The organism is Pseudoxanthomonas sp. (genome assembly GCF_035999195.1).
Classification (GTDB): Bacteria; Pseudomonadota; Gammaproteobacteria; order Xanthomonadales; family Xanthomonadaceae; genus Pseudoxanthomonas_A.
On the sequence record NZ_DASYGY010000004.1, the window covers coordinates 690,942 to 712,740 of the forward strand.

Annotated in this window: 27 protein-coding genes; 23 read left to right on the top strand and 4 right to left on the bottom strand. The window is 68.7% G+C overall.

Annotated features, from left to right (window positions below; all coding sequences use genetic code 11):
• The gene (locus tag VGN58_RS03840; protein WP_327481791.1) at nucleotides 1-471 is read left to right on the top strand and encodes a chemotaxis protein CheW; all 471 of its coding nucleotides are present in this window, start codon (nucleotides 1-3) and stop codon (nucleotides 469-471) included.
• Nucleotides 472-925: 454 nt separating this feature from the next.
• Here the strand turns inward: VGN58_RS03840 and VGN58_RS03845 are convergent, their stop codons facing one another.
• Together VGN58_RS03845 and bioA are read right to left on the bottom strand one after the other, a co-directional pair.
• Entirely contained in the window at nucleotides 926-1,657 is a 732-nt protein-coding gene (locus tag VGN58_RS03845; protein WP_327481793.1) for a 16S rRNA (uracil(1498)-N(3))-methyltransferase, read from the bottom strand.
• Entirely contained in the window at nucleotides 1,648-3,021 is a 1,374-nt protein-coding gene (gene bioA / locus VGN58_RS03850) for an adenosylmethionine--8-amino-7-oxononanoate transaminase (protein WP_414710736.1), read from the bottom strand. Before bioA ends, VGN58_RS03845 begins: the two co-directional genes overlap by 10 nt.
• 101 nt (nucleotides 3,022-3,122) lie before the next feature.
• On the opposite strand from bioA, the gene nudE reads away from it, so the two are divergent.
• The 5 genes from nudE (at nucleotide 3,123) to VGN58_RS03875 (ending at nucleotide 6,240) form a co-directional block, all read left to right on the top strand.
• The gene (gene nudE, locus VGN58_RS03855) at nucleotides 3,123-3,671 is read left to right on the top strand and encodes an ADP compounds hydrolase NudE (protein ID WP_327481797.1); all 549 of its coding nucleotides are present in this window, start codon (nucleotides 3,123-3,125) and stop codon (nucleotides 3,669-3,671) included.
• A complete protein-coding gene (cysQ, locus tag VGN58_RS03860) occupies nucleotides 3,668-4,504 on the top strand; it encodes a 3'(2'),5'-bisphosphate nucleotidase CysQ (RefSeq protein ID WP_327481799.1) in 837 nt (278 codons plus the stop codon). Before nudE ends, cysQ begins: the two co-directional genes overlap by 4 nt.
• Nucleotides 4,482-5,324, top strand: a complete 843-nt coding sequence (mazG, locus tag VGN58_RS03865) for a nucleoside triphosphate pyrophosphohydrolase (protein ID WP_327482074.1) — start codon at nucleotides 4,482-4,484, stop codon at nucleotides 5,322-5,324. Before cysQ ends, mazG begins: the two co-directional genes overlap by 23 nt.
• 273 nt (nucleotides 5,325-5,597) lie before the next feature.
• Nucleotides 5,598-5,921, top strand: coding sequence for a YnfA family protein (locus tag VGN58_RS03870; RefSeq protein WP_327481801.1), 324 nt, complete (start codon nucleotides 5,598-5,600; stop codon nucleotides 5,919-5,921).
• Between the two features lie 16 nt (nucleotides 5,922-5,937).
• Complete coding sequence (locus VGN58_RS03875; RefSeq protein ID WP_327481802.1) at nucleotides 5,938-6,240, top strand: DUF962 domain-containing protein; 303 nt, start codon at nucleotides 5,938-5,940, stop codon at nucleotides 6,238-6,240.
• Nucleotides 6,241-6,300: 60 nt separating this feature from the next.
• Here the strand turns inward: VGN58_RS03875 and VGN58_RS03880 are convergent, their stop codons facing one another.
• The gene (locus tag VGN58_RS03880; RefSeq protein WP_327481804.1) at nucleotides 6,301-6,642 is read right to left on the bottom strand and encodes a DMT family protein; all 342 of its coding nucleotides are present in this window, start codon (nucleotides 6,640-6,642) and stop codon (nucleotides 6,301-6,303) included.
• Between the two features lie 128 nt (nucleotides 6,643-6,770).
• Between VGN58_RS03880 and VGN58_RS03885 the strand changes: the two genes are divergently transcribed.
• From VGN58_RS03885 to VGN58_RS03920, 8 genes are all read left to right on the top strand, one after another.
• Entirely contained in the window at nucleotides 6,771-7,472 is a 702-nt protein-coding gene (locus VGN58_RS03885; RefSeq protein ID WP_055940490.1) for a response regulator transcription factor, read from the top strand.
• A 49-nt stretch (nucleotides 7,473-7,521) separates the two neighbouring features.
• Complete coding sequence (locus VGN58_RS03890) at nucleotides 7,522-8,793, top strand: HAMP domain-containing sensor histidine kinase (protein WP_327481807.1); 1,272 nt, start codon at nucleotides 7,522-7,524, stop codon at nucleotides 8,791-8,793.
• Nucleotides 8,794-8,890: 97 nt separating this feature from the next.
• Complete coding sequence (locus VGN58_RS03895; RefSeq protein ID WP_327481809.1) at nucleotides 8,891-10,420, top strand: efflux RND transporter periplasmic adaptor subunit; 1,530 nt, start codon at nucleotides 8,891-8,893, stop codon at nucleotides 10,418-10,420.
• Nucleotides 10,417-11,169: an ABC transporter ATP-binding protein gene (locus VGN58_RS03900; RefSeq protein WP_327481811.1), complete on the top strand. Its 753-nt coding sequence runs from the start codon at nucleotides 10,417-10,419 to the stop codon at nucleotides 11,167-11,169. Before VGN58_RS03895 ends, VGN58_RS03900 begins: the two co-directional genes overlap by 4 nt.
• A gap of 97 nt (nucleotides 11,170-11,266) precedes the next feature.
• Nucleotides 11,267-12,502, top strand: coding sequence for an ABC transporter permease (locus tag VGN58_RS03905; RefSeq protein ID WP_327481813.1), 1,236 nt, complete (start codon nucleotides 11,267-11,269; stop codon nucleotides 12,500-12,502).
• Nucleotides 12,503-12,577: 75 nt separating this feature from the next.
• Entirely contained in the window at nucleotides 12,578-13,534 is a 957-nt protein-coding gene (locus VGN58_RS03910; RefSeq protein ID WP_327481815.1) for an isoaspartyl peptidase/L-asparaginase, read from the top strand.
• The gene (locus VGN58_RS03915) at nucleotides 13,535-14,251 is read left to right on the top strand and encodes a hypothetical protein (protein ID WP_327481817.1); all 717 of its coding nucleotides are present in this window, start codon (nucleotides 13,535-13,537) and stop codon (nucleotides 14,249-14,251) included. It begins immediately after the preceding gene.
• Nucleotides 14,230-14,607 (top strand): VOC family protein, encoded by a 378-nt coding sequence (locus tag VGN58_RS03920; RefSeq protein WP_327481819.1) that lies wholly within the window; start codon nucleotides 14,230-14,232, stop codon nucleotides 14,605-14,607. The genes VGN58_RS03915 and VGN58_RS03920 overlap by 22 nt, the downstream gene beginning before the upstream one ends.
• Nucleotides 14,608-14,628: 21 nt before the next feature.
• On the opposite strand, the gene VGN58_RS03925 is transcribed toward VGN58_RS03920, so the two are convergent.
• A complete protein-coding gene (locus VGN58_RS03925) occupies nucleotides 14,629-15,363 on the bottom strand; it encodes an SGNH/GDSL hydrolase family protein (RefSeq protein WP_327481821.1) in 735 nt (244 codons plus the stop codon).
• Between the two features lie 216 nt (nucleotides 15,364-15,579).
• Between VGN58_RS03925 and VGN58_RS03930 the strand changes: the two genes are divergently transcribed.
• The 9 genes from VGN58_RS03930 to VGN58_RS03970 all read left to right on the top strand — a co-directional run bounded on the left by VGN58_RS03930 (nucleotide 15,580) and on the right by VGN58_RS03970 (nucleotide 21,795).
• Nucleotides 15,580-15,960, top strand: a complete 381-nt coding sequence (locus tag VGN58_RS03930; protein WP_327481823.1) for a diacylglycerol kinase — start codon at nucleotides 15,580-15,582, stop codon at nucleotides 15,958-15,960.
• A gap of 28 nt (nucleotides 15,961-15,988) precedes the next feature.
• Entirely contained in the window at nucleotides 15,989-16,723 is a 735-nt protein-coding gene (locus tag VGN58_RS03935) for a TerC family protein (RefSeq protein ID WP_327481825.1), read from the top strand.
• 151 nt (nucleotides 16,724-16,874) lie between these two features.
• The gene (locus VGN58_RS03940; protein ID WP_327481827.1) at nucleotides 16,875-17,522 is read left to right on the top strand and encodes a LemA family protein; all 648 of its coding nucleotides are present in this window, start codon (nucleotides 16,875-16,877) and stop codon (nucleotides 17,520-17,522) included.
• Nucleotides 17,523-17,541: 19 nt separating this feature from the next.
• Nucleotides 17,542-18,429: a TPM domain-containing protein gene (locus VGN58_RS03945; protein WP_327481829.1), complete on the top strand. Its 888-nt coding sequence runs from the start codon at nucleotides 17,542-17,544 to the stop codon at nucleotides 18,427-18,429.
• Complete coding sequence (locus VGN58_RS03950; RefSeq protein WP_327481831.1) at nucleotides 18,429-18,920, top strand: TPM domain-containing protein; 492 nt, start codon at nucleotides 18,429-18,431, stop codon at nucleotides 18,918-18,920. Before VGN58_RS03945 ends, VGN58_RS03950 begins: the two co-directional genes overlap by 1 nt.
• A 150-nt stretch (nucleotides 18,921-19,070) precedes the next feature.
• Nucleotides 19,071-19,961 (top strand): prolipoprotein diacylglyceryl transferase, encoded by an 891-nt coding sequence (gene lgt, locus VGN58_RS03955; protein ID WP_327481833.1) that lies wholly within the window; start codon nucleotides 19,071-19,073, stop codon nucleotides 19,959-19,961.
• Complete coding sequence (locus VGN58_RS03960) at nucleotides 19,958-20,752, top strand: thymidylate synthase (RefSeq protein ID WP_327481835.1); 795 nt, start codon at nucleotides 19,958-19,960, stop codon at nucleotides 20,750-20,752. The genes lgt and VGN58_RS03960 overlap by 4 nt, the downstream gene beginning before the upstream one ends.
• Nucleotides 20,753-21,301 (top strand): hypothetical protein, encoded by a 549-nt coding sequence (locus VGN58_RS03965; protein WP_327481837.1) that lies wholly within the window; start codon nucleotides 20,753-20,755, stop codon nucleotides 21,299-21,301.
• Nucleotides 21,301-21,795, top strand: a complete 495-nt coding sequence (locus VGN58_RS03970; protein ID WP_327481839.1) for a dihydrofolate reductase — start codon at nucleotides 21,301-21,303, stop codon at nucleotides 21,793-21,795. The genes VGN58_RS03965 and VGN58_RS03970 overlap by 1 nt, the downstream gene beginning before the upstream one ends.
• The last annotated feature ends 4 nt before the right edge of the window (nucleotides 21,796-21,799 follow it).

Below are 21,799 nucleotides of genomic sequence, written 5' to 3' on the forward strand. Positions count from 1 at the left end.
ATGGCCCATTCCAACGACGAAATCCGCGGCGTCCTGATCCAGGCCGGCGAATACCGCCTGCTGCTGCCCAACGCCACCGTCGCCGAAGTGCTGACGCGCGCACCGGTCGAGCCGGTCGCGGACATGCCCGACTGGCTGCCCGGCCGGATCGACTGGCACGGCTGGCCGGTGCCGCTGGTCGCGTTCGGCCGCCTGACCGGCAACGCCAACGACCCGGTCGCGCTGAACAGCAAGATCGTGGTGCTGAAGGCGCTGAGCGGCGACAAGGATCGCCCGTACTTCGCCCTGCTCACACCGTCCTTCCCGCGCCTGGTTTCGGTGCCGCGCGACGGCCTGCTCGCCGACGCGACCGAGGAGGATCTCCCCGTCGGCGTGAAAGTCCGCGTGCTGCTGGGCGACGAAGCTGCCGTGCTCCCCGACCTGGAAGTGGTCGAAACGATGATCGACGAGGCGCTGGCCCGCGCGGCCTGACGCTTCATGAGGTGGGCCTGCGCCCACCTCCGCAGATCATGCAGATGCCTCGGTCCGCGGCGCCGCAGACCCGTGCCGTGCGCTGGCGGGCTTGAGCCCGCCCTACGGTCTGGGACGCGCCGGACGACGATGGGCGACGCGATGATCGACGCGGCATGACCTTTCGTAGGGTGGGCCTTGGCCCACCTTTTCGCGATCTGCGATTGGCGCTGTCGACATGCGAACGGCACGCCTGACGCCTTGAGATGGCGGATTCGAACGGCATCGCGCGTACGGGTGGAAACGCGCCCCTCATCCGCCTTCGGCACCGTCTCTCGTAGCACGCGGAGAAGGGAAGCGCGCCGACAAAATGGTGTCGGGCGGGCGAACGCCTGTCGACCTTCGTAGGGTGGGCCTTGGCCCACCTTCTCGCGATCTGCGTCTGACGCCTTGCGATGGCGGACGTGAGCCTGCCCTACAGGTCGCCGAATCTCGACTGCAGCGCGGCGATGGCCGCGAGTCCGGCGGTTTCGGTACGCAGGATGCGCGGGCCCAGCCGGAGGCCGGTGAACCCGACGGCAGACAACGCTTCGCGGTCGCGCGGCGACCAGCCGCCCTCGGGTCCGATCGCCACCACCACCTTGCCCGCGGCGACGTTCACCGTGGCCAGCGATACCTCGCCGACCGGATCGAGCGTCAGCTTCGTCGCGTCGGCATCCACGATGCGCGCGGCATCGGCCAGCGCAGCGGGCGCCGACAGCACAGGCAGGCGCGCGCGCCCGCTCTGTTCGCAGGCCGACGCGATGACGCTGCACCAGTGCGCCACGCGCTTTGCCGTGCGCTCGGCATCCAGCTTCACTTCGGTGCGCTCGGCCATCACCGGGACGATCGCGGCGACGCCCAGTTCGGTCGCCTTCTGCAGGATCAGGTCCATCTTCTCGCCGCGTGCCACACCCTGCAGCAGGGTGACATGCAGGGGCGATTCGTTGTCGACGCTGCGCGCCGCCATGATCTCGGCCTGCACGCCGCGCTTGCCGACGGCGGTGATGCGCGCGTCGTAGTCGTGGCCATCGCCGTTGAACAACACGCAGGCATCGCCTTCACGCAGCCGCAGCACACGGGCGAGGTGATTGGCGGCGGTCTCGGGCAGGGCGAGCGATGCGCCTACGGTCAGAGAGGTGTCGACATGGCAGCGAGTCAGGCGCATGCGGTGGCCTCGTCGATGGCGTGGCGGGTGACGTCGGCGAGCAACTGCAACGCGTCGTCGTCCACGCAGTAGGGCGGCATCCAGTACAGCACGTCGCCAAGCGGGCGCAGCACCACGCCGCGGGCCAGCGCCGCGCGGTAGGCCTTCAGGCCGATGCGCGCGGTCGCGGGGAAGGGCGTGGCCTTGTCGCCATCGCGGGTCAGTTCGAATGCCAGCATCATGCCGGCCTGGCGAACGTCGGCGACGTGGCGATGCGCGGCCAGCGGTTCCGCCAATGCCGCCATCGTGCGCGCGGTCGCACGGTTGCGCGCCAGCACATCGCCGTCGCGGAAGAGGTCCAGCGATGCCAGCGCGGCCGCGCAGGCCAGCGGATTGCCGGTATAGCTGTGCGAATGCAGGAAGGCGCGTTCGCGCGAATCGTCGAGGAAGCCATCATAGATCGCCTGCGTCGCCAGCACCGCCGCCAGCGGCAGGAAGCCGCCCGTCAGGCCCTTCGACAGGCACAGCAGGTCCGGCATCACGCCGCTCTGCTCACTGGCGAACAGCGTGCCGGTGCGACCGAAGCCGACCGCGATCTCGTCGGCGATCAGGAACGCGCCGCTGGCGTCGCACAGCTCGCGCACGCGGGTGAGGTAGTCGGCGTGGTGCATGCGCATGCCGCCGGCGCATTGCACGCGCGGCTCGACGATCACCGCGCAGATTTCCCCCGCATGCTCGTCCAGCATCGCGGCCAGTGCATCGGCGGCGCGATGCGCGCATTCGGACGGCGATTCGCCGTCCCGGGCCAGATAGGCGTCCGGCGAGGGCGCGAACAGCGCTTCGGTCAGCAGCGGCGCATACACCCGCCGGTACAGCGGGATGTCGCCGACGGCCAGCGCCCCCAGCGTTTCGCCGTGGTAGCCGTTCTCCAGCGCGATGAATTTCGTCCGCGTGTGCTCGCCGCGGTTGTGGAACCAGTGGAACGCCATCTTCAGCGCCACCTCCACGCCCGCCGAGCCGTTGTCCGCGTAGAACACCTTGGCCAGCGGCGCGCGCCCCGCCTGCCGCGGCGCCACCGCCAGCAGCCGCTCGGCCAGTTCCACCGCCGGCGCATGGGTGAAGCCGGCCAGCATCACCTGCTCCAGCGACTGCGCCTGCGCGGCGATGGCCGCGCCGATGCGTGGTTCCGCATGGCCGAACAGGTTGGTCCACCAGCTGCTGACGGCGTCGAGATACCGTGTGCCATCGTGACCGACCAGCCACGCACCCTCGCCACGGGCGATCGGCACCAGCGGCAAGGTGTGCGGGTGCTCACGCATCTGCGTGCAGGGATGCCACAGCACGGACAGATCGCGGGCACGCCAGTCGTCCGCCTCTGCTAGCATTCCCTTCTGATGATCCTGTTGTCGCATCCCTCCATGATATCGGGCGCCGCCCCTTGCCGTCGCCACGCCCCGCGTGGCGCGCGCGGACGCCGCTCCGCCGCATGAGCCGCCTGCCCACCATCCACGGGATCACCCAGCGCGCCGACGGGCCGGACCGCCACGTCGAGGAGCTCGACCTTGAATTCAGCAACGGCGAGCGTCGCCGCTACCATCGCCTGCGCTCTCAGGGCCATGGCGCGGTGGTCGTGGTGCCGATGCAGGACGAGGACACCGTACTGCTGGTGCGCGAGTACGCCGCCGGCATGCACCGCTACGAACTGGGCCTGGTGAAGGGCCGCATCGACGCCGGCGAGACGCCCGAGCAGGCCGCCGACCGCGAACTGAAGGAAGAAGCCGGCTTCGGCGCGCGCCGCCTGGACGTGCTTCGCGCCCTGACCCTGGCGCCCACCTACATGAGCCACCAGTCCTGGCTGGTGGTGGCAAGAGACCTGTACCCCGAGCGCCTGCCGGGGGATGAACCCGAGGAGTTGGAAGTAGTGCCCTGGAAGTTGCAAGACCTCGACCAGCTGATGCTGCGCGAGGATTTTTCGGAAGGCCGTTCGCTGGCGGCGCTGTTCATCGCCCGCGAATGGTTGAACGCGCGGACATGAGTCGAATGACCGCGGACCTGCACGAAGCCGTCATCGTCATCGCCCGCGAAGCGGGCCTCGCCATCATGGCGGTGTACGAGAACGCCTTCGACGTGCAACGCAAGAGCGACGACAGTCCGCTCACCGCCGCCGACATGGCGGCCCACCGGGTCATCGCCGACGGCCTGCGCCGGCTGACCCCGCAGTGGCCTGTGCTGTCGGAGGAAGCCGCCGACATCCCGTGGTCCGAACGCAGCCAGTGGCCGACCTACTGGCTGGTGGACCCGCTGGACGGCACGCGCGAGTTCATCAAGCGCAACGGCGAGTTCACCGTCAACATCGCGCTGATCGAGCAGAACGAGCCCATCTTCGGCGTGGTCCACGCGCCGGTGACCGGCGAGACCTGGCACGCGCGCCAGGGCCGCAACGCCTACCGCCGCGTCGGCGAGGTGGATGCGCAGATCCGTACGCGCGCGCCGGCCACCGGCACGCTGAAGGTCGCGGCCAGCCGCTCGCATCGCGATGTGCGCACGCAGGCCTTCCTCGATGGCATGGGCGATATCGAAGAGGTGTCGCTCGGTTCCTCGCTGAAGTTCTGCCGCATCGCCGAAGGCGCGCTCGATGTCTATCCGCGCTTCGGCCCCACCAGCGAGTGGGATACCGCCGCCGCGCAGTGCGTGCTGGAAGCCGCCGGCGGCGCGCTGCTGGCGCCGGACGGTCGCGCGTTCCGCTACAACCGTCGCGAGACGCTGCTCAACGGCGATTTCGTGGCGCTGGGCGACATGACGCTGCCGTGGCGTACGTGGCTGGCGCGCGCGCATGACGACGACCATGGACGCGCCCGCATCGCCTGACGGCGGCATCGCGCGGCTGCTGGCCATCATGGCCCGCCTGCGCGATCCCGACGGCGGCTGCCCGTGGGACCTGGAGCAGGACTTCTCCACCATCGCACCCTATACGGTGGAGGAAGCCTACGAGGTCGCCGACGCGATCGACCGTGGCGACCTGCCGGCGTTGAAGGATGAGCTGGGCGACCTGCTGCTGCAGGTCGTCTTCCATGCACAGATGGCGCAGGAGCAGGGCGCCTTCGCGTTCGGCGACGTCGTCGAGGCGATCTGCGACAAGATGGTGCGGCGTCACCCGCATGTGTTCGGTCCTTCGACGGGCTCGGGACCGGTTGCCTCGTTCGCCGATGCGCAGGCGCAGACCGCCAACTGGGACGCGATCAAGGCCGCCGAACGCAAGGCCGCGGGCGAAGACGATACGTCCGCACTCGCCGGCATCTCGCGCGGCCTGCCGGAGTGGCAGCGCGCGGTGAAACTGCAGTCGCGCGCGGCGCGGGTCGGCTTCGACTGGCCCGACACCGGACCGGTGATCGACAAGCTGCACGAGGAGATCGACGAGGTGCGCGTGGAACTCGCCGCCGCTCCTTCGCCCGAGCGCGATGCGCGGCTGGAGGACGAGATCGGCGACCTGCTGTTCGTCGCCGCCAACCTGGCGCGGCACGCCAAAGTCGACGTGGGTGGCGCGCTGCGCCGGGCCAACCTGAAGTTCGAGCGTCGCTTCCGCGCGATGGAGGCGCTTGCCACCGCCGACGGCACCACGATGTCCGCGCTGACGCTGGCGCAGCAGGAAGCGCTGTGGATGCGGGTGAAGCAAGGCGAAGGCACGTAGCGACAGCCTTCTCGGCCTCGCCGTCGCGGCGATCCTGGCAGGGAGGGCGCACGCAGCGGAGCAAGCTCCGCTCTACGGGGGTTGGCGGTTGTCCTGCCCGACCACCGTTGGACCGTCATTCCCGCGAAGGCGGGAACCCAGCGACTTGCCACATCGAACCGAACCGTCGCGGTGATTCGCGTGCGAAGACGGCAGCGGTCGCATCGGCGGACGTGTTGCGTTGCCGGAACCCCAGGGCTGGCGGCGGGCCGAGGCCCGCCCTACGCTGTCGGCATGAAGACCCTGCTGCTGTTCCTCGTCACCGCGCTGGCCGAGATCGTCGGCTGCTATCTGCCCTACCTGTGGCTGCGCAAGGGCGGCAGCGTGTGGCTGCTGCTGCCGGCGGCCGCCAGCCTGGCGCTGTTCGCGTGGTTGCTGACGCTGCATCCCACTGCGTCCGGCCGCGTGTACGCCGCGTACGGCGGCGTCTACGTCACCATGGCGATTTTCTGGCTGTGGGCCGTGGACGCGGTGAAGCCGACGCGCTGGGACCTGCTGGGTGCCGGCTTGTGCCTGGCCGGCATGGCGGTGATCATGTTCGCGCCACGCGCCGCCTGACCCGGTGGGAGGGGACATGAGCCGCTTCGCCAGCTTCCGCGAGTTCTACCCGTTCTACCTCGCCGAACACAGCAACCGCATCTCGCGCCGCCTGCATTTCGTCGGCAGCTGCGGCGTGCTCGCGCTGCTGGTGCTGGCCATCGTCGAGCGCAACGCCTGGTGGCTGCTGGCCGCGCTGTTCTGCGGCTACGGCTTCGCCTGGGTGGGCCACTTCTTCTTCGAGAAGAACCGGCCCGCCACCTTCAAGCACCCGTTCTATTCCTTCGCCGGCGACTGGGTGATGTTCAAGGACATCCTGACCGGAAAGATCCGGTTCTAGGTAGCGTGCGCCATGCGCACGACCACGATATGTCGGAACCCGCCGTGCGCACGGCGCAGGCTACGGCTCGTAGAACATCAGGAACGCCGCGCCCACGATCAGCGCGAAGGCCGCATAGTGGTTCCATTTCAGCGGCTGGCCCAGGTACCAGGTACTGAAGCCGGCGAAGACCAGCAGGGTCAGGATTTCCTGGATGGTCTTGAGCTGCACCACCGAGTAGACCGCGCTGCCCATGCGGTTGGCCGGCACCATCAGCATGTACTCGAAAAAGGCGATGCCCCAGCTGGTCAGGATCACCGTGAGCAGCGGCGCCGATTTGTACTTCAGATGGCCGTACCAGGCGAACGTCATGAAGACGTTGGAGGCCAGCAGCAGGAACAGGGGCAGGACGCGGTCGATCATGGCGGGGTCGTCGGGGGAGGAGGGCGAAGCGTAATGCCAACTGCCGGCTGAATGGAAAGGCCATCTTCACGCGGTGTCTACCGGTGCCCCGGTAGTTTCACAAACCTGAAGCCTCTCAAGGAGTTGTCATGCGACACAGTCAGGAAACCGCGGGTCTGGTGCTGGTGGTGGAAGACAACCGCAACATTTCCGAGATGATCGGGGAATATCTGGAAGGCCGCGGCTTCGAAGTCGACTACGCCACCGACGGCCTGGACGGTTACCGGCTGGCGGTGGAGAACAGCTACGACGTGCTGGTGCTCGACCTGATGCTGCCGCGCCTGGACGGCATGGAAGTCTGCAAGCGGCTGCGGACCGAGGCCCGCAAGTCGACGCCCGTGCTGATGCTGACCGCACGCGACACGCTGGACGACAAGCTGACCGGCCTGAGCTCCGGCGCCGACGATTACCTGACCAAGCCTTTCGCGATCCAGGAACTGGAGGCCCGCCTGCGTGCATTGATCCGCCGCGAGCGCCGCCAGGTCGGTGCCGAAGTGCTGAAGGTCGCGGACCTGGTGCTGGACCCGGTCAGCATGCGCGCCACCCGCGGCGGTACCGAACTGATGCTGTCGCCGATCGGCCTTCGGCTGCTGACCATCCTGATGCGCGAGTCGCCGCGCGTGGTGACCCGGCAGGAGATCGAGCGCGAGATCTGGGGCAACGGCCTGCCGGATTCGGACACCCTGCGCAGCCACCTGTACAACCTGCGCAAGGTGATCGACAAGCCGTTCGACAAGCCACTGCTGCACACCGTGCAGAGCGCCGGCTACCGCATCGCCGACATCGGCTGACCCGGCGGTCGGCGCGCGGCAGACCTCCGCCGTCGCCCGACGACTCCGCATGCGCCAGGGCCTCCCCCGAAAACTCAGGATCGCCTTCATCCTGCAGGCCGTGATGGTCAGCCTGGCCATCGTGCTGGGCGTGTACCTGATCTCGGCGGTCATCAAGCACAGCCTGATGAACACCGCGCTGCAGGAAGAAGCCGCGCATTTCTGGGAGCTCTACAGCGCCAGTACCGCGCAGCCGCCGCCGAACACGCACAACCTGCGCGGCTACCTGGTGGTCAAGGGGCATTCCAACCTGGTGCTGCCGGAGAACCTGCGCGCGCTCGGGCCGGGGTTCCACGAACTGAAGGACGACGATCTGCTGGTGCTGGTGGACGAACAGCCCGAAGGCCGTCTTTACCTGGTGTTCCTGCGCTCGCAGGCCGAGCGGCTGGCGTTCTACTTCGGCACGGTGCCGATCATCATGACCCTGGTGGCCATCTACCTGGTGTCCTGGCTGACCTATCGCGCATCGAAGCGGCTGGTGTCGCCGGTCAGCTGGCTGGCGCGGCAGGTGTCCGAATGGGACCCGCGCCACCCCGACGTCAGTGGACTGGCCGCCGACCGGCTGCCGAGCGAGGTGCAGGGCGAGGCGCGCCAGCTGGCCGCGGCACTGCACGGACTGGCCCAGCGCGTCACCGCGCACGTGGCGCGCGAACGCGACTTCACCCGCGACGCCAGCCACGAACTGCGCACGCCGCTGACCGTCATCCGCGTGGCCACCGACATGGGCATGGCCGAAGATTCGCCACCGCGCGTGGCGCGTGCGCTGCAGCGCATCCAGCGCGCCGGGCGCGACATGGAGGCAGTGATCGATGCTTTCCTGATCCTGGCGCGCGAAGCCGAAGTGGAGCCGCAGAGCGAGGACTTCGACGTCGCCGACATCGTCATGGACGAGGCCGAGAACGCGCGCACGCTGCTGCTCAACAAGCCGGTGGACCTGGAGGTCACCCTGCATGCGCGTCCGCGCCTGCATGCGCCGCCGCGGGTGTTCCAGGTGGTCGTCAGCAACCTGCTGCGCAATGCCTGCACCTATACCGACCGCGGCCGCATCGACGTGCTGCTGGAACCGGACCGCGTGGTCGTGCGCGACACCGGCATCGGCATGGCCGCCGAATCGATGCAGCGGGTGTTCGAGCCCTTCTACCGTGCCGATCCGTCGCGCCCGCAGGGCAGCGGCCTGGGCCTGTCCATCGTCAGCCGCCTCTGCGACCGCTTCGGCTGGAAGATCGAGCTGGAGAGCGAACTGGGACGCGGCACCACCGCGACGATCCGCTTCGTTCCGTAATCCATAACGGCACCTGACCCGTACCACGGGCTGTCAACGCGCCGGCCCCCGGCGCGTTCCCGTTCCCGACTCCCCACCCTCCGAGCCGACTCACTGCATGAGCCAGCCAGCACGCTCCGCCCCCCGCAAGAACCCACCTCTGCCCAAGATCCTGCTCGGGGTCGCGATCGTCGCCCTGCTCGGCGCCGGCGCGTGGTACTGGACCGCGCGCAAGAGCGATGGCGCGGAAAGCGCCTACCGCAGCGCCACCATCGAGCGCGGCGACATCCGCGTGGCCATTTCGGCGACCGGCACCCTCAGCGCCATCTCCACGGTCACCGTGGGTAGCCAGATCTCCGGTCAGGTCACCGACGTGCTGGTCGACTACAACAGCGAAGTCAAGAAGGGCCAAGTGCTGGCGCGCATCGATCCGAGCACCTACGAGGCGCAGATCGAGCAGGGCAATGCGCAGATCGCCAGCGCGCAGGCCAACCTGCGGCAGGCGCAGGCCACCCTGGCCAATGCCGAGATCGACTACACCCGCAAGGCCGGCCTGGGCCGTCAGCAACTGGTCGCGCAGAGCGACGTCGACCTGGCCCGCGCGGCACGCGACCAGGCGCGTGCGCAGGTCAACGCCGCGCAGGCGTCGATCCGCCAGCAGACGGCGTCCACCCAGACCACCCGCGTCAACCTGGACCGCACCGTGATCCGCTCGCCGGTGGACGGCGTGGTGCTGACCCGCACGATCGAACCCGGCCAGACCGTGGCGGCCAGCCTGCAGGCACCCGAACTGTTCACCATCGCCGAAGACCTGTCGAAGATGAAGATCGAACTGGCCGTCGACGAGGCCGACATCGGCCAGGTCAAGGTCGGGCAGGCGGTCTCGTTCACGGTCGATGCGTTCGCCGATCGTCAGTTCCGCGGACAGGTGCAGCAGGTGCGCCTGTCGGCCACCACCACCAGCAACGTGGTGACTTACCCGGTGGTGGTCAGCGTGGACAACAGCGACGGCACGCTGCTGCCCGGGCTGACCGTCAACGCCGAGATCGAGGTCAGCAAGCGCGACGACATCCTCAAGGTGTCCAACGCCGCGCTGCGCTACAAGCCGACCGGCGAACAGGCCGGTGCGTCGGCGCCGGCGGCGCCGCAGGCCGGACAGAACCGGGGCGGCGGCGTCAGCGACGACCTGGTGCGGGTGGCCGCCTCCCTGCAACTGAAGCCCGAGCAGCAGGCCGCGTTCGACACGGCCATGTCGGCGCTGCGCGAGCGCCAGGCCGCGCGCATGGCACAGGCGCAGCAGCGTGGCGGCGCCAGCATGTTCGGCGGGCCGGGCGGCGGTCCGCGGTCCGGCGGCAACGCCGGTGGCGGCGGGGCGATGCAGGCGCAGATGCGCCAGCGCATGGCCGATCGCATGCAGCAGGACTTCGCCCCGTTCCGCGCCACGCTGGACGAGGCGCAGAAGCAGCGCTGGGATGGCGAACTGCGCACGCTGCTCGCCGCCAAGCGCGCGCCGATCTATCTGCTCGTCGACGGCAGGCCCGAGATGGTGCAGGTACGCGTGGGCGCCAGCGACGGCACCAGCACCGAGGTGTCCGGCGCCGTGAAGGAAGGCGACGTGGTGGTCGTGGGCGAGCGCGCGAAGGAATGAGCACGCCGTCCGTGAACACCGGCGAGCGCGTGCCGGTCATCCAGACGCACGCGCTGGGCAAGGTCTACTCCGCCGGCACCGAGGCGGAAGTGGTCGCGCTGCGCGGGGTGGACCTGCGCGTGGACCGGGGCGACTTCGTCGCGATCATGGGTCCATCCGGATCGGGCAAGTCCACGCTGATGAACCTGATCGGCTGCCTGGACACGCCCAGCGACGGCACCTATTTCTGCGACGGGATCGACGTGGCCACGCTCGACGCCGAACAGCTGGCCATCCTGCGCCGGGAGAAGATCGGCTTCGTGTTCCAGGGCTTCCATCTGCTCCCGCGCATGACCGCGCTGGAGAACGTGGCGATGCCGCTGGGCTATGCGCAGGTGCCCCCCGGCGAACGCGCCGAACGCGCGCGCCAGGCGCTGGCCGCCGTCGGCCTGGCCGAACGCGCGGGCCACCGTCCCAACGAACTCTCCGGCGGACAGCAGCAGCGCGTGGCCATCGCACGCGCGCTGATCAACCAGCCGCCGATCCTGCTGGCCGACGAACCGACCGGCGCGCTGGACAGCAGGACGGGCGAAGAGATCCTGGCGCTGTTCAAGCGATTGCGCGACGACGGCCACACCGTCATCCTGATCACCCACGACGCCGAAGTCGCTGCGCATGCCGACCGCGTGCTGGTGATGCGCGATGGTGAGTTGCACGAGGAGCCGGGGTTCGGGAATCGGGAGTCGGGAGTCGGAGGAACGCACCCATGATCCGTCCTCTTTTCCTGCCGGCGCTGTTCCCGCTCATGCGGCGCGCCTTTGCGCCTGCGAATCCCGAATCCCGATTCCCCACTCCCGGCCTTCTGCCATGAAATTCTCCGACATCCTCCGCACCGCCCTGCACGCGCTGCGCGGCAACTGGATGCGCAGCGCGCTGACCTCGCTGGGCGTGATCATCGGCATCGCCGCCGTCATCGTGATGGTGTCGGTGGGGCAGGGCACGCAGGCGGAGATCGACAAGCTGGTATCCGGCCTGGGCTCGCAGCGGCTGGACATCAGTCCCGGCGCCGGGCGCGGCGGCGGTGGCGTGCGGATGAGCTCCAGCAGCTTCTACACGCTCAACGAAGGCGACGTGGACGCGATCCGCAACGAAATCCCGGAAGTGCAGTACGTGGCCGGTGCCCTGCGCGGCAATACCCAGATCGTGTTCGCGGAGAACAACGCGTCGACCAGCTGGCAGGGCGTGCAGGCGGACTTCTTCGACATCAACAGCTGGGTGATCGCCAACGGTGAAGGCTTCGATGCGCAGGATTATTCCAGTGCGGCCAAGGTGGTGATCCTGGGCGACACGGTACGGCGCACGCTGTTCGGCGAAGACAGCGGTATCGGCCAGACCGTGCGCCTGGGCCGCGTGCCGTTCACCGTGGTGGGCACGCTGGCGCCGAAGGGGCAGGGCGGCTTCGGTCAGGACCAGGACGACGTGATGATGGTGCCGCTGGAAACCGCGCGACGCCGTCTGCTGGGCTCGATGGGCCTGCCGCCCGGCGCGGTGATGCAGGTGGCGCTGACCGTGGCCGACCCCAAGGCCCTCAGCTACGTGCAGGGCGAAGTCGAGGCGCTGCTGCGCCAGCGGCACAAGATCGCGCCGGGCGAGGAGGACGACTTCAACGTGCGCAACATTTCCGAGATCGTCGCCACCCGCACTGCGACCACCAAGCTCATGTCGCTGTTGCTCGGCGCGGTGGCCACCATTTCGCTGATCGTCGGCGGCATCGGCATCATGAACATCATGCTGGTGTCGGTGACCGAACGCATCCGCGAGATCGGACTGCGCATGGCGGTGGGCGCCGGACCGGGCGACGTGCGACGGCAGTTCCTCGCCGAAGCCATGCTGCTGTCGCTGGGCGGTGGCGTGCTGGGCATCGTCATCGGCGTGGCCGGTGCGCTGCTGGTCGGCCAGTTCAGCGAGCTGCCGGTGGCGTTGAACGGGCAGGTGATCGGGTTGGCCGCAGGCTTCTCGATCGCCACCGGCCTGTTCTTCGGTTACTACCCGGCCCGCAAGGCCTCGCAACTGGATCCGATCGAGGCGCTGCGCTCGCAGTAGGCGGTCGGCGGGGGCTGGTGCGGTGCGGCGGCGGGAGTATGCTGGACGCCCGTCGTGCCTCACCGGACCTGCGCCATGAGCTCGCCTACGTCCCGCCGGCCACTTGCCCTGGCCATCCATGGAGGCGCCGGCGTGATCGAACAGGGCAGTCTGGTGCCCGGGGTCGAGGCCGCGATCCATGCCGACCTCGCACGCGCGCTCGACGTGGGCCACGCCATCCTGGCGACCGGCGGCAGCGCCTTGGACGCGGTGGAAGCGGCGGTGACCGTGCTCGAAGACTCGCCTTTCTTCAACGCCGGGCGCGGCGCCGTGTTCACCGCCGAAGGCCGGCATGAGCTGGATGCCGCCATCATGGACGGGCGCCACCGCCGTGCCGGGGCGGTCGCGGGCCTGATGACGGTGCGCCATCCGGTACGGCTGGCGCGTCGGGTGCTGGAGGATTCGCCGCATGTGTTCCTGATCGGCGATGGCGCGGAGCAGTTCGCCGACACGCAGCCCGGCATCGAGCGGGTGCCGAATGGCTGGTTCTCCACCGAGCCCCGGCGCGCCCAGCTGCGCGAGGCGCAGCAGCGCGAGCAGCAGGCCTGGCACGGCAACGACGATCTGCGTGGCCGGTACTTCGGCACGGTCGGCGCGGTGGCGCTGGACAGCCGCGGGCATGTCGCGGCGGCCACCTCCACCGGCGGCATGACCAACAAGCGCTGGGGGCGCGTCGGCGATTCTCCGGTGATCGGTGCCGGGACCTGGGCCGACGCGCGTTGCGCGGTGTCGTGCAGCGGCTGGGGCGAGTTCTACATCCGCAACGCGGCTGCCCACGACATCGCCGCCCGCGTGGCCTATCGCGGCGATCGCCTGCGCGACGCGGTGGAGGACGTCATCCTAGGCGAAGTGCCGCAGCATGGCGGCGACGGTGGTGCCATCGCGGTCGATACCGAGGGCAATGTGTCGCTGGTGCTCAACACGCGCGGCATGTACCGCGGCTGGGTGCGTCCCGATGGCACGCGCGGCACCGCCATCTACCAGGACACCTGAGTGCCTGCGTCGCCGGAAGCGCACGCCGCCGCATTGACCCTGGCCGATCACCGCGCCCTGCGCGCGCAGGCGCTTCGCCTGTGCCGCCGCGCCGACGAAGCGGACGACCTGGTGCAGGAAACCTTGCTGGCCGGCGTGCTGGCCGTCCGCCACGACATGCCGTGGCTGTCGGGCGTGCTGCGCCGGCAGGCGGCGATGGCGGCACGGTCGGGCGCCCGGCGCCGACGGCGCGAGGCGCTGGCCGTGGTGCCTGCGGAGGACGTCTTCGAGCCGCCCGACTCCTACGAGTCAGCGCGCATGCTGCGACCGCCGGCCTGGCTGGCCGCGCTGCCGCCGTCGGCGCGCCGGCTGGCGGTGCTGGCGTTGCACGGCCTGTCGGCGGACGAAATCCGCTGGATCCTGCGCATCCCCGACACCGCGTTCCGTCAGCGCCTGACCCGCATCCGCAAGGCGCTGGCCGCGCAATCGCCGTCGGTGCGCGCCGAAAGCCTGGCGTTGGCCTATCTCCGCGATCCCGTGCGCAGCGCCGACCTTCCCTTCGGCCTGACGCGACGCGCCCTGAAGGCCGCGATGCAGGCGGGCGAGGGGCTGGGCACGCACGATCCGGACGGTCACCTGATCCTGATCGATGGCCGCGCTCACACATCGCCTTCCGGCGGCAACCCAGGGACGGGAATCACACAGGAGGACATCCCATGCTCACGCACTGCAAGGTAGGCGCCATCGTGTTCTTCGTCTCCGACCTGGCCCGGTCGGTGGACTTCTATCGCGGCACCCTGGGCCTGCCGATCGACGCACTGGACGGCCACGACGGGCCGTGGGCGATGGGCGAGGTCGGCGACCTGACGCTGGTCTTCATCCCGCGGCCCGCACGCGCGGGCGAATCGCCGGTGGTCGTCTTCAGTCTCGACGGCGGCATCGACGACCACGCCGAAGCGCTGGCGGCCAAGGGCGTGGAGATCGTGGTGCCGGTCAGCGAATCGCCCGATGGCGGGTTGTCGCTGGACTTCCTGGATCCGGACGGCAACGTACTGAGCCTGCACCAGAACGAGGGTGCACCGCGCCGGCGCTGAGGCATCGGCGCGGCGGCGGGATCACTGGAGGTAGGGAGCGATCACCCGCTTCCAGATGGCATAGCCGGCGGCATTCATGTGCAGGCGGTCTTCGACGAACAGGCTCTCGTCGGGCTGTCCGCGGGCATCCAGCATGGGCGTGAAGATGTCGATGTAGTCCACGCCCAGGCGCCTGGCTTCCGCCTGCACCAGCGCGTTGGCTTCGCGCTGCGCCGGCAGCAGGTGCGCGCGCGACGGGCTGGGTTTGGTGCTGATGTAGGCGATCTTCGCCTGCGGAAGGTCGCGGCGCACGCGTTCGACGAAGGCGATGAAGTCGGCGCGGACCTGCTGCGGGCTGCGACCCGAATGGATGTCGTTGTCGCCGGCGTAGATCAGGATCTGCCGCGGTGCGTACGGCACGATCGTGCGGTCCGCATACCACGTGCTGTCGCGCAGTTCCGAACCACCGAAGCCGCGGTTGATCACCGGCACGCCGGGGAAGTCCTGCGCCAGGGTCTCCCACAGGCGAATCGACGAACTGCCGGTGAACACCACGCCGCCGCGTGGTGGCGGCGATTGCGCGTCTTCCGCTGCAAACCGTCGCATGTCGGTGTCCCAGGCCGCATTCGAGACCTGCTCCGGGACGCGCGGCGCGGCGCCAGCGGATGCTGGCGCGGGGACGGAGGTCTTGGCGGGCGGATGGCCGGCGCAGGCCGCCAGCAGGGCGAGCAGCGCGCCGCCGAACACGGCTGGGCGAACGAGGGTGCGGAGAGACACGCGCGAGGGCTCCCTGAGGGTCGAAACGACCCCTAGTGGACCAGCCCGAGACAGCCGATGCAAACCGCGACGGGGCGGTCCGGGGGCGCCTTGTGGCAAAATCGCCGCCTTGGCGCACCCTCCGCGCCGGTTCCACCCGATCCCACCTCCCGCCGGCCCCGGCTCCGCCTGGCTGGCCGGGGACGATGCGGGGCCTCCTTCGCATCGACCTGCCCCATGGCTGACGAAACCGGACATCTCCCGCGCGGCCCCGGCCGCATCCTCAAGGCGACCGTGTGGTCGATGCAGGGCCTGCGTGCGGCGTGGATGCACGAGTCCTCGTTCCGGCTGGAGGTGTACCTGCTGGTGGTGCTGGCGCCGCTGGCGCTGTGGCTGGGCGAGAGCGGCCTGGAACGCGCGCTGATGATCGGCAGCTGCCTGCTTGTGCTGGCGGCCGAGCTGCTGAACTCCGCGGTGGAGGCGGTGATCGAGCGCTACGGCCCCGAGCACCACGAACTCGCCGGCCGTGCGAAGGACATGGGGTCCGCCGCCGTCTTCGTGCTGATGATGAACGTCCTGCTGTGCTGGGGCCTGATCCTCGCGCCCCGCTATCTCTGACTCCTGATCTGAACCAAGGTACTCCCCGATGATGGAACTGCTTACCGATCCGCAGGTGTGGATCACGCTGATCACGTTGAGCGCGATCGAGATCGTGCTGGGCATCGACAACCTGGTCTTCATCTCCATCGCGGTCAGCAAGCTGCCGCCGCACCAACGCGAAGTCGCGCGCAAGTTCGGCATCGCGGTGGCGTGCATCACCCGCATCATGCTGCTGCTGACGCTGGCCTGGCTGGCCGGCCTGACCACCGACCTGTTCACCCTGTTCGGCCAGGGCATCTCGGTGCGCGACCTGGTGCTGATCATCGGTGGCCTGTTCCTGCTGGTGAAGGGCACCAAGGAAATCCTGGAACTGGTGAAGGGCGAACCGGATTCGGAGGATGTCCACACGCGGCCGGCGGTGTCGTTCGCCGGCGTGATCGCGCAGATCGCGGTGATCGACATCGTGTTCTCGCTGGACTCGGTGATCGCCGCGGTCGGCATGGCCAACCACACGCCGGTGATGGTGGCGGCCATCCTGCTGGCGGTGATGGTGATGCTGCTGGCGGCCAAGCCGCTGGGCCAGTTCATCGACAACAATCCGACCATCAAGATGCTGGCACTGGCCTTCATCGTGGCGGTCGGCGCGTACCTGCTGCTCGATGGCTTCGAGCTGCACATCCCGAAGGGCTACCTGTACGGCGCGATGGGCTTCTCGGCCCTGGTCGAGTGCCTCAACCTGTGGGCGCGCAAGCGCGCCAGCCAGCGCATGCTGCGCGAGTAGGCGAGCGGGCAGGACCGAACGCGAGGGGCTCCCATCGGGAGCCCTTCGTTTTTTCACTGGCAGGTAACAACTCCGCATGCGGGCCGCGCGGTGCTTGCGCCGTGCCGGACGAGGTGCTGCAATCGGCGCCGGTCAAAGGGAGTGCCGTGCCATGCGCCAGGTGTCGCGTCTGTGGTTGCTCGTCGTGCTGGTCGCGCTGTTGTCCGGCTGCGGCTACAACACCATCCAGAAGAAGGACGAAGCGGTGAAAGCCGGCTGGTCCGAAGTACTGAACCAGTACAAGCGGCGCGCCGACCTGATTCCCAACCTGGTCAAGACCGTGCAGGGCTACGCGCAGCAGGAGCGCCAGGTGCTGACCGACGTGACCAATGCGCGTGCGCGCGTCGGCCAGATCCAGGTCAACGCCGACGATGCGGCCTCGCTGCAACAGTTCCAGCAGGCGCAGGGCGAACTGTCCAGCGCGCTGTCGCGCCTGCTGGTGGTGACCGAGAACTACCCCAATCTGAAATCCGACCAGTCCTTCCGCGACCTGCAGGCGCAGCTGGAAGGCACCGAGAACCGCATCACCGTCGCGCGCGGCCGCTACATCCAGGCCGTGCAGGACTACAACACCTACATCCGCCAGTTCCCGCAGCTGATCACCGCCAAGCTCACCGGCGCGAAGGAAAAGCCCAACTTCACGGTCGAGAACGAGGCTGCGATCTCGGAAGCGCCGGCGGTGGATTTCGGTACGCCTCCGCCGGCACCGGCCACGCCGCAGGCGCCGACCGCGCCGCCTGCGCCGTCGCCGGACAACTGAGCCGCGACGCGGACCGCCGATGCTGCGCGCGCTGGCGCTGTGCCTGCTGCTGACCGTCGCGCCGGCATGGGCGCAGGCGCCGGCAGCGATTCCCACGCTGGATTCGCCGGTGATCGACACCACCGGTACGCTCGATGCTGCGCGGAAGCAGCAACTCGAGCAGCAGGCGCTGGCGCTGCAGCAACGCAAGGGCAGCCAGTTGCAGGTGCTCATCGTGGCCACCACGCAGCCGGAGACCATCGAGCAGTACACGCAGCGCGTGTTCGACCAGTGGAAGCTCGGTCGGCAAGGCGTGGACGATGGCGTGCTGCTGCTGGTGGCCAAGGACGATCGTCGCGTGCGCATCCAGCCGGGGTACGGGTTGGAAGGCGCCATTCCCGACGCCATCGCCAACCGCGTGATCCAGGAGTACTTGGCGCCGAAGTTCCGCGCCGGCGATTTCGGCGGCGGCATCGCCGATGCCACCGCGACGCTGGTCAAGCTGATCGATGGCGAGGCCCTGCCCGAACCGGTGAGCACGCATCGCGAGCCCGGTGGCGGTCGCGGCGGCGACTGGTTGTTCGCGCTGTTCGCCGCGTTCGTCGTGGCGACTGTCGTACGAGGTGTGTTCGGTCGTGCGCCGGCCGGACTGCGTGGCCTGCTCACGGGCGGTGCGGCGGGGGGTGTCGCGCTGCTGCTGTCGTCGTTGATCCCGGCCGGCATCGCGGGCGTGTTCGGCCTGCTCTACGGGCTTGTCTCGGGGTCTTCCCGTGGCGGCTATGCGCGCCACCGCGACTGGGGTGGCTGGGGCGGCGGCGGATGGGGCAGCGGTGGCGGGTTCGGTGGCGGCGGAGGCGGCTTCGGCGGAGGCGGCTGGGGCGGTGGTGGCGGCATGTCCGGAGGCGGTGGCGCCTCGGGGAGCTGGTGATGCGCCTGCTGCGCCATCTGTTCGCGCCGTCGTCGCGCCGGCTGTTCCCCGAGGGCAGCCTGCAGCGCATCACCCACGCCATCGCGGCCGGCGAACGCCTCCATCGCGGCGAGGTGATGTTCGCGGTGGAGTCCAGCCTGCCGCCGGCGGCGGTGCTGGCCGGCACGGATGCGCGGGCGCGCGCGCACGACGTCTTCGTGCGGCTGCGGACCTGGGATACGGAAGCCAACAACGGCGTGCTGATCTACCTGCTGCTGGCCGACCATCGGATCGAGATCGTGGCCGACCGCGGCCTCACGGGGCGCGTGAGCGATGCGGAATGGGCCGCGGTCTGCCGGCTGATCGAACAGGAGATGCGCGCAGGTCATCCCGAACAGGCCATCATCGACGGCATCCGTGCGGTGTCGGACCTGCTGGCGCGGCACTGGCCGCAATCGGACGCGCATCCGGACGAGGATGAACTGCCCAACCGGCCTCATCTGCTGGATTGATACCGAATCCGTAGAGCGCAGCTTGCTCCGCTGCTTCTGGCTCCGGATGCCGGCCCAGCCGAGCAGGCTCGGCTCTACGCGCGCGCCAGTCATCCACGCCTGGACCGGGTGGGGCAGAATAGTCGCTCCCCACCGGCCACGCCGAGGCCCATGATCTACCTCCACCAGATCGATCCGATCATCTTTTCGCTGGGACCGGTCAAGCTGCACTGGTACGGCCTGATGTACCTGCTGGCGTTCGTCACCGCCTGGTGGCTGGGGCGCCTGCGCGCCTCGCAGGGGCGCCTGCCGGGCGTCAACGCCGAGGCGTTCTCCGACCTGCTGTTCTACGCCATGCTCGGCGTGGTGCTGGGGGGGCGCATCGGCTACGTGCTGTTCTACGGCCTGGGCACGTTCCTCGACAATCCCCTGTCGATCTTCAAGGTGTGGGAAGGCGGCATGAGCTTCCATGGCGGCTTGCTGGGCGTGATGGCCGCGGCGCTGTGGTGGTCGCGCAAGCACCGCCTGCATTTCTTCGACACCATGGATTTCGTGGCGCCGCTGGTGCCGCCGGGGCTCGGCTTCGGCCGCCTCGGCAATTTCATCGGTGCTGAGCTGTGGGGCAAGCAGACGCATGCCGGCTGGGGCGTGATCTTTCCGACCGATCCGGACCTGCGCGGCCTGGATGCCGCACAGCTGCAGGCGCAGTACGCCGCCGGTGCGCTCGATCCGTTCGCGCGCCATCCGTCGCAGCTTTACCAGGCGTTCCTCGAGGGCGCGGTGATGTTCACCGTGCTGTGGCTGGTGTCGCGCAAGCCGCGGCCGCGTTACTTCGTCTCCGGCCTGTTCGCGCTGATGTACGGCGTATTCCGCTTCCTCGTCGAGTTCGTGCGCGTGCCCGACGAAGGCCTCTACGTGGCGTTCGGCTGGCTGACCAAGGGTCAGATCCTCAGCGTGCCGCTGGTGCTGCTGGGCCTGTACCTGCTGTGGCTGTCGCGCCGCGCACCGACCCTGCGGCCGGTCGCGCCCGTCCCCGATGCCGGCCGGGAGAAGCGCGCATGAAGCAGTACCTCGACCTGCTGCGCCACGTGCTGGAGCACGGCGCAGAGAAGTCCGACCGTACCGGTACCGGCACGCGCAGCGTGTTCGGCTGGCAGATGCGCTTCGACCTCAGCGAAGGCTTCCCGCTGGTCACCACCAAGAGGCTGCACCTGCGCTCGATCATCCACGAGCTGCTGTGGTTCCTGAAGGGCGAGACCAACATCGCCTACCTCAAGGACAACAAGGTCAGCATCTGGGACGAATGGGCCGACGAAAACGGCGAGCTGGGTCCGGTCTACGGCAAGCAGTGGCGCAGCTGGGCGGGCGCCGACGGCCAGACCATCGACCAGATGCAATGGCTGGTGGACGAGATCAAGCGCAATCCCGACTCGCGGCGGCTGGTCATCAGCGCGTGGAACGTGGCCGAACTGCCGAAGATGGCGCTGATGCCCTGTCATTCGCTGTTCCAGTTCTACGTGGTGGACGGCAAGCTCAGCTGCCAGCTGTACCAGCGCAGCGGCGACATCTTCCTCGGCGTGCCGTTCAACATCGCCAGCTACGCGCTGCTGACGCACATGGTGGCGCAGGCCACGGGCCTGGGCGTGGGCGATTTCGTGCATACGCTCGGCGATGCGCACCTGTATTCCAACCACTACGACCAGGCGCGCGAGCAGCTGTCGCGCACACCGCGCGCATTGCCCACGATACGCCTCAATCCGGAGGTCACCGACCTGTTCGGCTTCACCTTCGACGACATCGAGATCCACGGTTACGACCCGCATCCGGCGATCAAGGCGCCGGTGGCGGTGTGAGTGGAATGGTCCGTCGTCCAGCGAACAAGCATTCGGCTGACGCTGGAAGAAGATCGCCTGTGGGCAACACATGAGTACCATCCCGCCGAGCGGTTCCAGCCATGGGTGGGTGCGCTCTTCCTGAGCGCCGTCCTTGTCTGGTCGCAGCAGGCAGATACGGGTACGGCGCTGAGTATCCTGGTCGGGCTGATGGTGGCATGGGCCCTGTTCCTGCTTCTGCGCTATCCGGCATCGCGCGCCCGCAGGCTATGGGCGTTGCTGAGGCCTAGAATCGGAAAGGACCAGGTCAGCAAGTATCGGTTCCACGAGTACGGTTGCAGTTGGCAATACGACGAATCGATGTGTTTCCACTATCGCTGGACGGAACTTCGTGAGGTCGTGCACAGCGGGTCCGGACTGGGTCTGGTCTTCCAAGAAAGCAGGGATGGCGAGAGGCCTGCGTATCTGTTCGTATCGAAGCGCTCGATGTCCCACCCTTCCGATTACGACGCTTTGCTCGACATGGTGCTGGATCGCATGGTGTCGAAGTCCCACATGGAGCCTGTCTGATGCGTGTATCTCTGATCGCCGCGCTCGACCGCCATCGCGCCATCGGTCGCGACAACGATCTGCCGTGGCGCCTGCCCGACGACCTGAAGCGCTTCAAGACGCTGACGCTCGGCAAGCCCGTACTGATGGGGCGGAAGACGGCCGAGTCGCTCGCGCGTGCGCTGCCGGGGCGGTTGAACCTGGTGCTGACCCGCAGCGGAAGCGTGCCGTTCGAGGGCATGCAGGCGGTCGCCTCGGTGGACGAGGCGGTCCGCATCGCGGTGGAGCAGGGGAGCGAGGAGCTTTGCGTGATCGGCGGTGGCGAGGTCTACGCGGTGACGCTGGACCGTGCCGACGTGCTGCACCTGACCGAGGTGAATACCGTGGTCGAGGATGCGCATGCGTTCTTTCCAGCCTTCGATCGGGCGGCCTGGCGTGAGGTGGCGCGTGAATCCCATCCGGCGGACGCGAAGCATGCCATCGGATTCGACTTCGTCGAGTACCGGCGCATCTGACCGA

Bases quoted from the DNA above. Each gene is read 5' to 3' on its own strand.
- VGN58_RS03890 (WP_327481807.1), top strand. From the start codon at position 7,522: ATGCGCCAGGGCCTCCCCCGAAAACTCAGGATCGCCTTCATCCTGCAG.
- VGN58_RS03870 (WP_327481801.1), top strand. From the start codon at position 5,598: ATGAAGACCCTGCTGCTGTTCCTCGTCACCGCGCTGGCCGAGATCGTC.
- VGN58_RS03940 (WP_327481827.1), top strand. From the start codon at position 16,875: ATGCGCCAGGTGTCGCGTCTGTGGTTGCTCGTCGTGCTGGTCGCGCTG.
- VGN58_RS03920 (WP_327481819.1), top strand. From the start codon at position 14,230: ATGCTCACGCACTGCAAGGTAGGCGCCATCGTGTTCTTCGTCTCCGAC.
- VGN58_RS03950 (WP_327481831.1), top strand. From the start codon at position 18,429: ATGCGCCTGCTGCGCCATCTGTTCGCGCCGTCGTCGCGCCGGCTGTTC.
- VGN58_RS03930 (WP_327481823.1), top strand. From the start codon at position 15,580: ATGGCTGACGAAACCGGACATCTCCCGCGCGGCCCCGGCCGCATCCTC.
- VGN58_RS03945 (WP_327481829.1), top strand. From the start codon at position 17,542: ATGCTGCGCGCGCTGGCGCTGTGCCTGCTGCTGACCGTCGCGCCGGCA.
- VGN58_RS03960 (WP_327481835.1), top strand. From the start codon at position 19,958: ATGAAGCAGTACCTCGACCTGCTGCGCCACGTGCTGGAGCACGGCGCA.
- cysQ (WP_327481799.1), top strand. From the start codon at position 3,668: ATGAGTCGAATGACCGCGGACCTGCACGAAGCCGTCATCGTCATCGCC.
- nudE (WP_327481797.1), top strand. From the start codon at position 3,123: ATGAGCCGCCTGCCCACCATCCACGGGATCACCCAGCGCGCCGACGGG.
- VGN58_RS03905 (WP_327481813.1), top strand. From the start codon at position 11,267: ATGAAATTCTCCGACATCCTCCGCACCGCCCTGCACGCGCTGCGCGGC.
- VGN58_RS03895 (WP_327481809.1), top strand. From the start codon at position 8,891: ATGAGCCAGCCAGCACGCTCCGCCCCCCGCAAGAACCCACCTCTGCCC.
- VGN58_RS03885 (WP_055940490.1), top strand. From the start codon at position 6,771: ATGCGACACAGTCAGGAAACCGCGGGTCTGGTGCTGGTGGTGGAAGAC.
- VGN58_RS03935 (WP_327481825.1), top strand. From the start codon at position 15,989: ATGATGGAACTGCTTACCGATCCGCAGGTGTGGATCACGCTGATCACG.
- VGN58_RS03970 (WP_327481839.1), top strand. From the start codon at position 21,301: ATGCGTGTATCTCTGATCGCCGCGCTCGACCGCCATCGCGCCATCGGT.
- VGN58_RS03840 (WP_327481791.1), top strand. From the start codon at position 1: ATGGCCCATTCCAACGACGAAATCCGCGGCGTCCTGATCCAGGCCGGC.
- lgt (WP_327481833.1), top strand. From the start codon at position 19,071: ATGATCTACCTCCACCAGATCGATCCGATCATCTTTTCGCTGGGACCG.
- VGN58_RS03910 (WP_327481815.1), top strand. From the start codon at position 12,578: ATGAGCTCGCCTACGTCCCGCCGGCCACTTGCCCTGGCCATCCATGGA.
- bioA (WP_414710736.1), bottom strand. From the start codon at position 3,021: ATGCTAGCAGAGGCGGACGACTGGCGTGCCCGCGATCTGTCCGTGCTG.
- mazG (WP_327482074.1), top strand. From the start codon at position 4,482: ATGGACGCGCCCGCATCGCCTGACGGCGGCATCGCGCGGCTGCTGGCC.
- VGN58_RS03875 (WP_327481802.1), top strand. From the start codon at position 5,938: ATGAGCCGCTTCGCCAGCTTCCGCGAGTTCTACCCGTTCTACCTCGCC.
- VGN58_RS03845 (WP_327481793.1), bottom strand. From the start codon at position 1,657: ATGCGCCTGACTCGCTGCCATGTCGACACCTCTCTGACCGTAGGCGCA.
- VGN58_RS03880 (WP_327481804.1), bottom strand. From the start codon at position 6,642: ATGATCGACCGCGTCCTGCCCCTGTTCCTGCTGCTGGCCTCCAACGTC.
- VGN58_RS03900 (WP_327481811.1), top strand. From the start codon at position 10,417: ATGAGCACGCCGTCCGTGAACACCGGCGAGCGCGTGCCGGTCATCCAG.